At 69.4% G+C, this 13007-nt stretch carries 16 protein-coding genes; 7 read left to right on the plus strand and 9 right to left on the minus strand.

The window, feature by feature from the left end:
* Nucleotides 1-114 precede the first annotated feature (114 nt).
* Nucleotides 115-525 (minus strand): hypothetical protein, encoded by a 411-nt coding sequence (locus tag AB0I38_RS02690; RefSeq protein ID WP_358460721.1) that lies wholly within the window; start codon nt 523-525, stop codon nt 115-117.
* A gap of 291 nt (nt 526-816) precedes the next feature.
* Between AB0I38_RS02690 and AB0I38_RS02695 the strand changes: the two genes are divergently transcribed.
* The 3 genes from AB0I38_RS02695 (at nt 817) to AB0I38_RS02705 (ending at nt 1867) form a co-directional block, all read left to right on the plus strand.
* Nucleotides 817-1185, plus strand: a complete 369-nt coding sequence (locus AB0I38_RS02695; protein ID WP_358460723.1) for a hypothetical protein — start codon at nt 817-819, stop codon at nt 1183-1185.
* A gap of 87 nt (nt 1186-1272) precedes the next feature.
* Entirely contained in the window at nt 1273-1566 is a 294-nt protein-coding gene (locus AB0I38_RS02700; RefSeq protein WP_358460725.1) for a winged helix-turn-helix transcriptional regulator, read from the plus strand.
* Between the two features lie 115 nt (nt 1567-1681).
* Nucleotides 1682-1867, plus strand: coding sequence for a hypothetical protein (locus AB0I38_RS02705; protein WP_358460727.1), 186 nt, complete (start codon nt 1682-1684; stop codon nt 1865-1867).
* On the opposite strand, the gene AB0I38_RS02710 is transcribed toward AB0I38_RS02705, so the two are convergent.
* From AB0I38_RS02710 to AB0I38_RS02725, 4 genes are all read right to left on the minus strand, one after another.
* Entirely contained in the window at nt 1864-3546 is a 1683-nt protein-coding gene (locus AB0I38_RS02710) for a CehA/McbA family metallohydrolase (RefSeq protein WP_358460729.1), read from the minus strand. The two genes, AB0I38_RS02705 and AB0I38_RS02710, sit on opposite strands and share 4 nt — an antisense overlap.
* A 178-nt stretch (nt 3547-3724) precedes the next feature.
* On the minus strand, nt 3725-4570 hold the full coding sequence (locus tag AB0I38_RS02715; protein ID WP_358460731.1) for an SGNH/GDSL hydrolase family protein: 846 nt from the start codon (nt 4568-4570) through the stop codon (nt 3725-3727).
* Nucleotides 4567-5142 carry a PadR family transcriptional regulator gene (locus AB0I38_RS02720; RefSeq protein WP_358460733.1) on the minus strand — a complete coding sequence of 192 codons (576 nt, stop codon included), beginning with the start codon at nt 5140-5142 and terminating at the stop codon, nt 4567-4569. The genes AB0I38_RS02715 and AB0I38_RS02720 overlap by 4 nt, the downstream gene beginning before the upstream one ends.
* Before the next feature lie 151 nt (nt 5143-5293).
* Nucleotides 5294-5902 carry a TetR/AcrR family transcriptional regulator gene (locus AB0I38_RS02725; protein ID WP_358460735.1) on the minus strand — a complete coding sequence of 203 codons (609 nt, stop codon included), beginning with the start codon at nt 5900-5902 and terminating at the stop codon, nt 5294-5296.
* An 81-nt stretch (nt 5903-5983) separates the two neighbouring features.
* Between AB0I38_RS02725 and AB0I38_RS02730 the strand changes: the two genes are divergently transcribed.
* The 3 genes from AB0I38_RS02730 to AB0I38_RS02740 all read left to right on the plus strand — a co-directional run bounded on the left by AB0I38_RS02730 (nt 5984) and on the right by AB0I38_RS02740 (nt 8669).
* Nucleotides 5984-6982 (plus strand): SDR family NAD(P)-dependent oxidoreductase, encoded by a 999-nt coding sequence (locus AB0I38_RS02730; protein WP_358460737.1) that lies wholly within the window; start codon nt 5984-5986, stop codon nt 6980-6982.
* 173 nt (nt 6983-7155) lie between these two features.
* Entirely contained in the window at nt 7156-7629 is a 474-nt protein-coding gene (locus AB0I38_RS02735; protein WP_358460740.1) for a SigE family RNA polymerase sigma factor, read from the plus strand.
* Entirely contained in the window at nt 7626-8669 is a 1044-nt protein-coding gene (locus tag AB0I38_RS02740) for a hypothetical protein (protein WP_358460743.1), read from the plus strand. The genes AB0I38_RS02735 and AB0I38_RS02740 overlap by 4 nt, the downstream gene beginning before the upstream one ends.
* A 41-nt stretch (nt 8670-8710) precedes the next feature.
* On the opposite strand, the gene AB0I38_RS02745 is transcribed toward AB0I38_RS02740, so the two are convergent.
* The 4 genes from AB0I38_RS02745 to AB0I38_RS02760 form a co-directional block, all read right to left on the minus strand.
* On the minus strand, nt 8711-9679 hold the full coding sequence (locus AB0I38_RS02745; RefSeq protein WP_358460746.1) for a TIGR04500 family putative peptide maturation system protein: 969 nt from the start codon (nt 9677-9679) through the stop codon (nt 8711-8713).
* The gene (locus tag AB0I38_RS02750; protein ID WP_358460749.1) at nt 9676-10653 is read right to left on the minus strand and encodes an MvdC/MvdD family ATP grasp protein; all 978 of its coding nucleotides are present in this window, start codon (nt 10651-10653) and stop codon (nt 9676-9678) included. Before AB0I38_RS02750 ends, AB0I38_RS02745 begins: the two co-directional genes overlap by 4 nt.
* A gap of 69 nt (nt 10654-10722) precedes the next feature.
* Nucleotides 10723-10884, minus strand: a complete 162-nt coding sequence (locus AB0I38_RS02755; RefSeq protein WP_358460752.1) for a hypothetical protein — start codon at nt 10882-10884, stop codon at nt 10723-10725.
* A 614-nt stretch (nt 10885-11498) separates the two neighbouring features.
* Nucleotides 11499-12122 carry a hypothetical protein gene (locus AB0I38_RS02760; protein ID WP_358460755.1) on the minus strand — a complete coding sequence of 208 codons (624 nt, stop codon included), beginning with the start codon at nt 12120-12122 and terminating at the stop codon, nt 11499-11501.
* Between the two features lie 275 nt (nt 12123-12397).
* On the opposite strand from AB0I38_RS02760, the gene AB0I38_RS02765 reads away from it, so the two are divergent.
* Nucleotides 12398-12853: a hypothetical protein gene (locus tag AB0I38_RS02765; protein WP_358460758.1), complete on the plus strand. Its 456-nt coding sequence runs from the start codon at nt 12398-12400 to the stop codon at nt 12851-12853.
* Nucleotides 12854-13007: the final 154 nt, after the last annotated feature.

Below are 13007 nucleotides of genomic sequence, written 5' to 3' on the forward strand. Positions count from 1 at the left end.
CTCCGCAGGCGGGCGAATCACGCGGTCGGGCGACTGGCACGTCCCGCGCCGGCTGCGTATCGACTGTGAGTACGGCAGCCAACGTCCGAGCCGGCCGCCGGCGGTCGGGGACTGTCAGATGGCGGCGGGCGGTGCCGGCTGCGACGGGGTGTACGGGGTCTGGAGTGTAGGGGCGAACCAGGCTCTCGCTGGAGGAAGCAGGAGCAGAGTCACGATGAGCGCGGACCAGGGTGCGGTGAGGACCCACGAAAGGGTGTCTTCGATCAGGAAGTGGATGAAGTCGAGCAAGGGGATGGCCAACTGGACGGCGATGGTGGCGTGACGGACCCGCGGGCGACGAGTGCGCCACTGGTTCGCCAACCAGCCTGCGGCGAGTGGCGGGAGGTAGAAGGGGGCGTAGAGCAGTCCCTCCTGTAAATCGCTGGGGTCGAGAACCAGCCCCAGGATGAGCAGAACGATGCCGAGCAGGGTGAGTGTCGCCTGGAACCAGATCAGGTTCCGGGCGACCCTTACAGACAGGGGCATGCTGGGGGTCCACTTCAGTTCGCGGGAGCGCGGCGGAGGCGTCCGCGCGGACGGCTCAATGGTCCCATTTCTTCGAGGCGGATGATCTCGTCAGGTAAGTCGTACCTGTCCGGCGACGAGCGCCGGGCCGGCCCTCCGTCTCAAGGGCGGCCCGGCGCACGCCGGGAAGGAGGCACGTGCGGCTTCACGATCTCCAAGTGGTGCAGCCGAACCCGCTGGCGCAGACTCTGTGCCGGTCGTCATGTCGAGGCACGCCGCCCACGCGAGGCGGTCTCCCCGAGCCAGGCGCGGGTGGCTCTGGAGTCGTTCCGGCGTGCGCTCAAAACCAGGGACCTGCAGGGCCTGCTGGACGTGCTCGCCCCGCAGGTCGTTCTGGTGAGCGACGGCGGCGGCGTCAAGCAGGCCGCGCCGCAGCCGATCACCGGCGCCGACAAGGTGGCCCGCATGATCGTCAGCGGCCTCGGCAAAGCCCAGATCGCGCTCACCAGCGAGCCCATCGTGATCAACGGCAACCCCGCGCTCCTGCTCCGCGTGGACGGCGAGATCGACGGCGTCATCGCGGTCCGGGTCGAGGACGCCCGCATCACCGGCCTTTACTACGTCCGCAACCCGCAGAAGCTGACCCGCATCGCATCCGAGACCCCGCTCACCCTGCGATGAACACGGCGGCGGAACAGCCACCGCGTCTGGCTTCATCCCAAAAGGCCCCGAACACATTCAGCCAGATCTTCTACCAGGAGGTCCTTCATGCCGAACAGCGTTACCGGCGAACCTACCGACCTGGAACTGCCGGTCGAGCGTGGCTGCCCGTTCGCCGTGCCCCCCTACGAACGTCCGCCGGGAAGCCGGCGTGGCCTGATCCTCATCAGAAGAGCACTGGGGCGTGCCGACCGGGGGCGCACCGGGCAAGGGGTCTCCCAGCGGATGCTAACGGTCACCACGAAACGGCTGTGCCGTGACGACCTCATTGAAAGGACCGTCTATCCGACGCTTCCTCCGCAGACCGACTACCGGTTGACGGACATGGGACGCAGCCGCTGAACGACGTGGTCCGCCCCGCGCTGGACGCGCTCGGCCGCCGTCCTTTCAAAGGAGCGGATCGAGGACGGGTGGAAAATGGCCTGATCTTGTCGGTGGCGCCTGCGATAGTGAGGGAGTGTTCCACACCTCCTCTGTCTCCCTCGTCCCCTGCCATGTGCGTCACCTGCCCGAAGGCGCGATCGAGTTGATGCCGATCGTGCTGCCCATGACCCTCACGGCCGCCCAGCGCCGCAGCCTGGCCGCCATCCTGCTGGAGGGCCTCGACGACGCGCCCGCCGGCGCCGAGCTCTGCCTCGCCTAACCCAGCCTCGCCCGATAGACCTGCCGGGCGCGGTCGTAGAGCGCCACGTGATCGCCGTACTGATCCTTGGTGGCGAAGACGCGCGACTCCCGCAGCACCTCCTCCAGCCGGTCCAGCCAGTCGAGGCACCACCACACGTCCTCGGGCCGCGCCACGTGCTTGCCCGCCACGTTCAGGTAGACCGGGCTCGTGTGCGCGTACGCGCCGCTCCTGTGGAAGGTCCGCGGGTGCGGGCCTCCGGTGGCGACCGCGACCACGTACGTGGCCTCGCCCGCGTCGAGCGTGGCCGTCAGGCGGCCGGGCGGTCCCTGGGCCAGCACCCTGTCGGCGGTGCGGATCTCCAGGGTCTCGACTTCGGGGCCGACCGAGGTGACCGTGATCTCCACGCGTTCGCCCGGCGCGAGGTCCAGCGTGTCGCCGGGGCCGTGGCCGTTCACGCTCAACCCGAGCCACGGGCCGGTGGTGGCGAACGTGCGGCCCATGAGGATCGCCTCGGCGAACGACTCGGCGGTGAGCGGGCCGTCCACCCGCGCGTACACCCGCTCCCAACCGGGCGGGCCCGATGAGGTGCCGCGGTGGCAGAACGACAGCACCGCGTCGGTGCCGGCGGTCACCGTCAGCCGGTTGCCCGCCCCGATCAGGCGTCTGTAGACCGTGGCGGTGGCGCTGATCGACGAGTGGTTGAGCACGTCCAGCGTGTCGATCAAGCCGAGTGCGGCGTCCGCGACGATCTCCCTGGCCGAGCAGTTGCGTCCGCGCGTCACCGCCTTCTCCGGCGGGTCATCGTCGGAGACCGGCGAGTGGAATGGGTGCCCGTAGCCGAGCACGGCGCCCAGCCGGTGCAGTTCCTCGCAGGCGACCGCGTTCGGCGGCCAGTCGACGGTGCCGGAGAAACCGGTGTGGAAGCGCTCCGGCAGCCCGCGCAGCCCGACCTCGGACTCGGTGTACTCCATACCCCTGGTTACCGTCACTGTGATCGGCTCGGCGGGCACGGCCACCACGAGATCGTCGCCGTGGAAGTACGGTCTGCCGTGCCCGTCGACCTTGGGCGGCCGGCCCTCTGGATACCAGCCCTGCCCGTCGGCCGACGTCACGCTCCACCGGCACGGGAACCCGGCGCGCAGCCGCACCGTGGCCGCCTCCGCCCGCCTGGTCAGCGGCGCCAGATCGATCGGCGCCCCGTCGGCGACGACCTCCCGCCGCACGCCGACGATCTTCGCGCCGTGAGGCGGGATCTCGTACGCGGTTCCGTCCACGATCAGCGTGGCCGGCTCGTCCCGGCTCGAATCCAGCAGCAACCACGTACGGATCGGCTCGTCGCCGAGCACCGTGCGCGCGTGGGCCTCTAGCGTGACTCCGCTGGGCCGCAGCCGCAGCCGCAGCGCGGCCAGGGAGGGGAGCAACTCGCCGCCGAGCGCGTCGCGGACCACCCGGTCGACGTCCACCTCACCCATCCGGTCGTCGACCTCGTCCTCCGACGCTTCCGGCAACCGCTCGGCGAGCTGCCGCATCCCGGTGTCCCAGTAGGGATGGCGGTGGTCGAGGAAGACGGTGGCCCACGCCTGGACCACGTACGACAGGGGTTCCTCACCCCAGCACACGCCGTGCCGGTCACGGAGGTCCCGGTATTCGGCCAGCGCGCGGGAGACAGCATCAGGAAGCAGCGGATCGTCACACATCGGACGCTCCTTGAGGTCGCAGACATCGACTCACGAAACGCTGGCCCCGTCAGGCCCTTACCACCCGCCACCCGACTGCATGGCCGACATGACCACGGCGAGCCCGCTCATCCCGACCATCCCGACCATCCCGACGATGATCAGCAGGGCAATGATGCGACGGTTCACATGGCGGATGCTACCCGGCGGACGGCTGGCTTTCTCCGCACGACGCCGCCGGCGCCTCTGACCCCGCCGCCGGCACGCTCGCGGCCGGCTGGGCCCACGGCGTGAGCTCCGGGCGCTTGGCCGTACGGCCGTCGCCCGAGGAGCGGCCGCGGATGCGGCGGCCGATCCACGGGCCGGCGAAGGTGGCGAACCAGCGTAGCTCGGCCGCCGCCACCCGCCACGCCGCCGCCGGGGGCAAGGACGGGAAGGGCAGCATCCACGTGTCGTCGCTGCCGGGCAGGCCGAGGGAATGCGCCATGGCGGCGGCGATGCGGGCGTGGCCCGCCGGGCTCGCGTGCAGCCGATCCGTGCCCCACATGCGCGCGTCGGTGACGAACTCCAGCGCGAACGTGTCCACCACCGTGACCCCGTGGCGGGCCGCGGCGGCGCGGATGCGGGCGTTGAGGTCGAGCACCTTGGGCCGGAGCGGCCGGGCTATCGGGGCGATCTTCCCGATATCCGGAAAAGTCACGGCAACCACGTGTGCGCCCGACTCGGTGAGGGCGGCGTACATCTCCTCCAATACCTCCGCCACGGCGGCGGGCTCGCAGCCGGGGCGGATGAGGTCGTTCATGCCCGCCATGACCGTGGCCAGGTCGGGGCGCAGCGCCAGCGCGGGGGCCAGTTGCTCGGAGCGGATCTGGCCCGCGAGCCGGCCGCGGACCGCGAGATTGGCGTACAGGAGATCGGGGTTGGCACAGGCCAGGTGCTCGGCGAGGCGGTCGGCCCAGCCGCGGTGGCCGGTGACGTCGTCGCCGTCGCCGAGGCCCTCGGTCTGGCTGTCGCCGAGCGCGACATAGCGCGTGTAGACGGTCATGAGGTCTCCCTTCCGGTGCGGGCCATGCGCTCGCCGAGCGTCCGCGCCGCCCCCAGGCACCACGCGCGGGTCTCGCGCTCCAGCCTGCATCCCGCCAGGCAGGACAGGTAGGGGCCGACGTGCTCGCTCTGGCGCAGGAACGTCTCCTCGTCCAGCTCGCCGCGCAGGCGTAGCAGGAGCTGCTCGAAGACCTCCAGCTTGGCGGCGGCCTCCCGGGCCCGGTCGTGCAGCTGCTCGATCACCGGCGCGGGGTCGAGCAGGTCGACGGCGTGCACCTTGACCGCCAGGTCGTCGCGGATGACCAGGGGCTTGGCCGGGGTGGCGGCGAAGGCTGCCAGCTCGCCGAGCCCGGCCTCGGTCACCTTGAACACGCGCTTGTTGGGGCGGCCCCGCTGGACCACCTCCCGGCCCGTGACCAGGCCGTCGGCCTCCAGCTTGGTCAGCTCGGCGTAGAGCTGCTGCGGGGCGGCGTACCAGAAGTTGGAGACGCCGATGTCAAAGATCTTGGTGAGCTGGTATCCGCTGTATTCGCCGTCGAGCAGCGCCGCCAGCACCGCGTGTCGGAGGGCCATCGACTAACGGTACTCATGAAGATGACTAGTCATGAATATGACTATATGCCGACAGGCGCGCCGGCGCCAGCGGGCCGCCACGGAGCGCAGAGCCAGGCCGCGCCCAGCAGGACGACCACGGCGGCGGTGCCCAGCGGGGGCCGGACCGCGATCATCCGTCAGTGACGGATTGCGCCACCAAGGCCATGGCCTGCCGCATGGCGTTCCGTACCTCGTCGGGTCCGTCGCCGCGCTCCAGCGCGGTCAGCGCGGAGGCGCTGACCGCGCCCACCATCGCGCCGACCAGGGCGGAGGCGGTGATCGTGTCGAGTCTGGCGGGGAACGCCCGCTGCAGCGCCTGGGCCAGCTCGCCCTGCGCGGTGAGGTACCGCTGCAGCAGCCGGGCCTGCAGTGCCGGCACCGAGGCCGCCAGTCGCGCCCGAAGCGCGGCGAGCCCGCTGGAGAGGTCGCCGTCCCAGGCATTGGCGATCATTTGCTCCATCGCCCGCACCAGCACCTCGGACAGCGGTTCGTCGGCGCCGCACTCGGTGATCGCCCGCAGCGCCAGGTCGACGCGCACGTCGGCGTTGGCCAGGAGCACGTCCTCCTTGCTCTGAAAGTGCAGGAAGAAGGTGCGGGGGGACACCTCCGCGGCGTCGGCGATCTCGGCCACGGTCACCTGGTCGTAGCCCCTGTCGTCGAACAGGCGCACCGCCGCCTCGATCAGTGCCTGCCGGGTGCGTTGCTTCTTGCGCTCCCGCAGTCCCAGTTTCTCCACCATGTGAGCCACTTTACTGGTGAGACTGCAGTAGTGCATACAATGTATTGATACATCGACTGTAGCGATTGAAAGGCGGTCAGCATGGGGAGTCTGGACGGACGTGTCGTCCTCATCACCGGAGCGGGGCGCGGCATCGGACGGGAGGAGGCGTTGTTCTTCGCCGCCGAGGGCGCCAAGGTCGTCGTCAACGACCCCGGCGTCGCCATCGACGGCACGGGCGGCGACGCCGGCGTGGCCGCGGAGCTCGTCGAGGAGATCACTGCCCGTGGCGGGCAGGCCGTGGCCAACACCGACAGCGTCGCCGACTGGGACGGCGCCCGCCGCATGGTGGAGACGGCCCTGCGGTCCTTCGGCGACCTGCACGTCGTGGTCAACAACGCGACCATCGAACGGAACCTGGGCCTGACCGACCTGTCGGAGGAGGACTTCGACGAGGTCCTGGCCGTCAAGCTCAAAGGCACCTTCGCGGTGACGCGCTGGGCGGCCCGCCACTGGCGCGACCGATACCAGGCAGGGGACCGCGCCGACCGCGCCGTCGTCAACACCTCCTCCGGCTCCGGACTGCTCAACCCGCTGCCCGCGCAGGTCTCCTACGCGGCGGGCAACGCCGGGGTCGCGGCGCTGACCATCGTGGCCGCCCTCGAGCTGGGCCGCTACGGCGTGCGGGTCAACTGCGTCTCGCCCTCGATGGCCCGCACCAGGCTCACTCTCGGCGTTCCCGGCATGAGCCGGGAACCGTCGGCGGGCCGGTTCGACCCCCTGCATCCGGGCGTCAGTGCGCCGGTCGCCGCCTATCTCGCCAGCGCGACCTGCCCGCTCACCGGCCAGGTGCTGTCGGTGCGAGGCGGTACGGTCGCGGTCAACCAAGGCTGGTCCCTCGGCGGCCACATCCACAAGGACGGGCCATGGAGCGTGGAGGAACTGGCCGAGAAGGTGAAAGAGCTGCCGATGGACGATCCCTTCGACAAGCTCGCCCAGGCCCTGTCCGGCGCGCTCGGCGCCACCGGACGCGCCGAGCTGCAGGAGATGATCAACACCCTGCTGGACCAGGGAGGCCAGTCCGGCACGGCCTCCGCATGACGCGATAGCGCACAGCCCGGACCGCGTGCTCAGGTTCGTGGTCCGGGGGACGGACGGGGCCCGTCCCGACCGAGCGATCGGGCGAACGCGTCCAGCTCGGCCCGCGCAGCTCCCGACTGGCCGTCGGCGCTCGAAGATTTCTGCAACGACAACGGCCGCTGATGCGTCCCTGGATGGTGGAGTTCGAAGAGTTCGTCCGCGCCAGAAGTCATGCGCTGCTGCGCTACGGCCTGGTGCTGACCGGCAGCGCCGATGACGCCGCCGATCTGGTGCAGGAGGCGCTGCTCAAGCTGAGCTCCTCGTGGCGGCTGGTGCGCAACAAGAACGACCCCGAGGGCTACGTACGAACGATCATGGCTCGGCAGCATGTGAGCTGGTGGCGCAGACGGCGGCGGGAGCACCTCACAGCCGAGGTGCCCTCGCCGGTTCACGAGGACGAACACGAACTGGGCGAGATCTGGCAGTGTCTGCGGGCGTTGTCGGCCAGGCAGCGCGCGGTGCTGGTGCTGCGCTACTACGAGGACCTCGCCGACGGGGAGATCGCCGCGCGGCTGGGCATTTCGCAGGCGACCGTACGCAGCCAGGCCTCTCGGGCGCTGGCCACTCTCCGCGTCCGCGGACAAGCACTCACCGGGAGATGGCGATGACGACCGAGGAGAAGCTGGCCCAGGCGCTGCGCACGATCGCCGATCGGGCTGAGAACCGGGAGGTCCTGTCCGGTGTGATCGCGAAGCGGCGTCACCGGACGCGCAGGCGGGCGACGGGGGCCCTGGCGGCGGTCTGCGCGGTGGTCCTGGGCTGGGGTGCGCTGGTCGCCTGGCCTTCACCACCGGTTGTGGTGGAGGCGGTCGCGCCGAGGGCGGATTCGGTTGAGCGGGTGTGGCCGCAGGCTGTGTTCACCATGCCCAAGGGCTCCACGCCGCTGGTGGCGATCAGCGCCAAGGAGGTGCTGGTCTGGACCGAGCGAGGGAAGATCGAGGTCTACGACGCCGCTGCCAAGCGGTCGCGAGTCGTCGCCGCGCTGTCTCAAGCTCCGCGGTATCGGGCCGTTGACGGTGATCGGGCGCTCTGGCTCGCCGGCGGCTACGCGTGGGTCGCCCCCTTGAGAACCAGCGGGAAGGCAAGGAGGATCGGGCCGATCACCGGGGAGAACGTCGATCGGATCGCGCTCGCCGGAGAGTACGTCGTCTGGTCATCGCCGCTGGATGGCGTGTGGCGGATGCGCCTCGATGGCGGGCGTCCGGAGCGGGTGGCCACCTCCAAGGGGCTGCAGCTCGTGGAGTGGCCCTGGGCGACCGATGAACCGCTCGACGTGCGGACGAATCCGACAAAGGTCGTGAACCTGCAGACGGGACGGACCATCAAGATCCGTCCCTTGCCTGGGGTGGAGGGGCTGCGCTGCGGGCCCACCTGGTGCACCGGGACACGCGGAGAGAGCACACTCGTCCAGCGCACCGACGGCGCCTGGAGCCGGGTGCACCGGGGAGGGCCGCGCGGCTATCCGTTCCAGGATCGGTTCTTCCCCGGCTTCGGGGAGATCTACGACGCCCGCACCGATACGACGGTGACCTTCGAGGGAGCCGAGCTTGAGACGTCAGGCGGCAGGCACTGGTCGGGGGGCGCCGGTGTCATCTTCTGGCCGCAGGGCGATGGAGTGGTCACGGTGAACTTGGCCGCCGTTCCCTAGCGAAACGGCGCGCGCGGTTGCTGAAGCGCGGACGGGCAGGCTCAAAGCCAATGCCAGGTGATCTGCGCTCGCTCGGCGGCGTCGGCCAGCCACTGATCGAAGGCGGCCTGTCCCGCGGCCTCCAGTGTCTCCGCGTCCGCCACCGCCTCCTGCCGTTCGGTGATCAAGCCCGTCAGAAAGCGCCCATCGCGGGAAACCGGTCCGGCACCGCCTCCGGCCGGCGTCTCGCGCAGGGGGGCGGGCAGTTCGCCGGACCAGGTCCGGGCCCTGGTCAGGTGCAGCTCCCACCGGTCCCCGAGTGAGCCGTGCAGTTCGGCGACGTCGATCGGCTCCTCCGACAGCACCCAGGTCGCCCGTACCCGCGCGAAGTGCTCACGATGACGGGCCAGATGCCCGGGACCGAGTTCCGCACGCATCCGGGCCCGGAACCGGTGATCCCTTGCGCTGGCAGCCATGTGGTCATGGAACGCCTCGGCGCTCAGCCCCATCCGGTCCAGCCACTCCTTCATCGTGTCCCGGCTGGTCAGGCCGCGCCGCTTGCGGAAGCTGTCCGCGGCCGCCTGGATGTCGTCCAGGCTGACCTGCTCCTTGGCGGCGGCGTCGCGCAGGAGGCAGAACCGCACCAACTCGTCCTGCGGCGACAGCCCGGGGCGGGTGAGCGAACGGAGCATGAGCATCGCCTCGGAAACCGAGACGGGTGTGCCGTCCACGGTCAGCAGCCGGCTGGCGGCCCAGTGCGTCGCATGATCGACAAGCCAGGACGCCCCGTCGTCCACCTGGACGCCGAGCATGATGGTGCCGCCCGACGGGTCGTCGATCAGCAGATCGTAATCGACGAGCGGGGACCCGGGACGCGGGCTGGCCACGAGCTGGGCGGCGAGCGAAGGATGCGCCGTGGCCCAGGCGTCGGCGGTGTGGCGCGCCTCCATCACCGCGGACCGCCGCCGGGTCAGCCCGCGGAGCAGGTTCACGCCGCTTTCCAGGGCAGGGCCGAGGGAGGACTGAGTCATCGCGGGTCCGTTTCTTTGGCCGTGAGCCAATCGGCGATGGCGGTGCTGATGGGCAGGCCGGTCAGATCTTCGATCCAGCCCCATTGACCGTTGGGGTTGATCTCCAAGAACACGTACTCCCCGTCGGGAGTCAGGATGAGGTCGATCGCCCCGAACGACACTCCGAGCGCCGCGACCAGATCCACGCACCGGCGAGCCACGTCATCAGGCAGGTGGTGCACGCTGTGCCGGGCGCGGTCGAAGTCATAGTGACGCCAGTCGACCCGCGTACGCGGCGAGTCCTGCGAGGCGATCTCGGCGGTGAAGACCTGGTCGCCGACCACCGTGACCCGCAACTCCACCGCCTTCTGGACGTACGGCTGCAGGATGGTCGGCTCATGGGCGATCCGGCTCCGGCCCACGAGATCCCTCCGTTCGACCACGGTGGTGAACACGGTGTGCGCCTCCCCGTCGATCTCGAACGGGGTGTGCTCCATCGGTTTCGCGATCAGCCGCCCGCCCGCCCGCTCATAGGCGGGCGCCAGCTCGGACGGATCGTTGGTGACCGTGGTCGGTGGCACGGCGAAGCCCAGTTTCCGGGCCAGGGCCAGGTGGACCAGCTTGTTGTGCGCCCGGCGCAGCACCGGCTCCCTGCCGGGCAACCAGCGCGCGTCCAGCAGATCCCAGAGGCCTTCGAGAAACCACGCCGAGAGCTCCCCGACGCGATCCCGCAGATCGGCCGCCGTGACCTGCTCCGCGGCGCGCGGGGCCCCGGGGCGTCGGAACCACACGGCCGTCGCCTCGGAGAGGTCGGTGACCTCCCCGCCTCTGGCCAGGATGAGCCGGGTTCCGTCCGCGTCGAATCGGGCGGTCAGCCGGGCGTCGGCCGGATACTCGCCGGGATCCCACCACAGAACGTCCACCCCACGGGCTTTCAGCTTGGGCAGGACCATGTGAACCGTCGCGTCGCCGGGTTCACTCAGGATCAGCAGCAACTCTCCCCCTCAGCCGCGTGGGAGGGACGCGTCTCCCTCCCACGCGGCGCCATGAACGAGCCCCTGGGTCTAGTAGTCCGAAACCCAGCCGTCGGACGGCCTGCCTTCGGTGCCGGCCGTGTGGTAGCACCGCTCCATCCGCTGGCCACCGGTGACGAGGCCGAGATCGATCTCGTCGATCGCGGTCAGCTCTTCGCTCAGGTCGTCCAAACGCACGATCTTCTTGTCCACTGGTCCCTCCCTCCCTTTCGATGAGTCGCGAGCCCCCATGGCAAGGTGCGAAGACGTCGTCGGCTCGCGGTCGAAGCTCACCACCTGGCATTTGTGGATCACTTGGAGGCGACTTGTATGCGGACATCAGGAAATGGTGCTGGCGCAAAGATCGCGTGTTAGCACTCCAGCCGCACTAGGGCTGATGGCGTTCTCGGATGGCGGGACGGTGGCAGGAAGCTTCGCAGATCACGGGTTGATCGCGTACGGCGTGGCGGGACGCTGACATGCGACAAGGCCCCGTAGAACGGCGGTTCTCACGCCAATCCGATCTACCGGGTCCTCCCTACTCACGATCGGTGGGGAACGGCTCTCACTGGCCGCTGGATCAGGCCCGGTCCAGCCTGCGACGGCCAGCGTCTGGCGGGCTTGCTACTCGCTCGCGCGGTGCACGACAGCGTTGATCATCCGTATCCGGCCCTACCATTGTCGGCCCTGATCCGGGCTGCCGCCGGGACCGCCCAGGTGCGCAGGTGTCCGGCAATCCGCAACTGTGGCCCGGCCAGCAGATAGGCACCCACGGCGAGGTAGATCCACTGCCCCGCGCTCAGGGGCTTGCCTCCCGCCACGAACGGCTACCACAGCGCGCTGATCTCCGGCGTGTAGAAGCAGATCGGCGCTTCGTACTGGCCGCCCCCGTCGGGCCAGCACACCTTGGGAACGTCAACGTCTCCGAACACCGCGCCGTTGAGCCCAGCCCAAACCGACAGCCCAAGCGCCAAGACTGTGACGAGGTCGGCCACAGCCGAGTCACCCGGCCGATAGCACTGTACGGCCAGCGCGAACGCGGCGGGCACTGCAGCGAACAGCAAATACCGCGGCCCCCAGAATGATGAACCGCTCCATGACCAATACATCGCGTACAGCAGCAGCAGACCGATCACGAACGCCAACCACAGATCGTAAAGCTGCCGTCCGGCGGCTAGGTAACGCAGCCGCTGCCGTACCGGCAGGAACAACCCGGGGGCGAAGAGCAGGCCTTTGCCGAAGGAGAAGATAAGTGACAACATCCCGAAGAAGATCGGATAGCTGAAACCTGGCAGGCCTGAGTAGGGCATGATCGTGCGACGCCCGTGGTCATCTGCCTCATAGCCAGTCGCGAATGGACTGCTACGCCGCAACCACGCCTCCACCATCACCAGCGCAACCGCCCGCACACCGCCAGCATCCAGCACAGTCGCCGGACGTCCCAGATCCACTTGGCGGTCATCAGCGCCATAGCGGGCAGGGCAGCGGGCATGCTGGCGACCCGATGGCGCCCCTTTGAATGCGGTAGGCCATGAGGCGGCCGACCTCTGGCTTTATGAATCCAGTGGTCAAACCGCCTCATGATTCGCAAGCTCGGCCAGCGGGATGGAACCGTCAGCCGGTCACTCGAAGGTTTTTCCTGACCAACGTAGGAGCAGGTGCCTCAGGGTGCCTATGGTCGTAGCAGGGCTCGTGGCGCCCATGGCCATGAGAACATGGCGCGAGCTTGATCGGCTTTTTAATCGGCCTGATCGGCTTCTTAGTTGGGGTCGGGGTCACCGTCGGAGTGACCGTCGGAGTGACCGTCGGGGTCACCGTCGGGGTCACCGTCGGGGTCACCGTCGGGGTCACCGTCGGGGTCACCGTCGGGGTCACCGTCGGGGTCACCGTCGGAGTGACCGTCGGAGTGACCGTCGGGGTCACCGTCGGGGTCACCGTCGGAGTGACCGTCGGGGTCACCGTCGGGGTCACCGTCGGGGTCACCGTCGGAGTGACCGTCGGGGTCACCGTCGGGGTCACCGTCGGGGTCACCGTCGGAGTGACCGTCGGAGTGACCGTCGGAGTGACCGTCGGAGTGACCGTCGGAGTGACCGTCGGAGTGACCGTCGGAGTGACCGTCGGAGTGGGAGTCGGTGTTGCGCAGTCGTCGATGTCGACGGTGTTGGTATCAAGGCTGACCTGACCGTTACGGGCCAGTAGCCGGCCATTGACGGTGGTGGCCGTGGTCGCCGAAATCGAGGTTAGTACGGCAGTCGTAGATCGTGATCTGGTCATTGGCGAGTGAGGCGGGTTCGTTGGTGGAACCAGCGGGCGCGGGCTTGGTGACGTCGGCGCCA

The sequence above is a fragment of the Nonomuraea cavernae genome (assembly GCF_040655715.1).
Classification (GTDB): domain Bacteria; phylum Actinomycetota; class Actinomycetes; order Streptosporangiales; family Streptosporangiaceae; genus Nonomuraea; species Nonomuraea cavernae_A.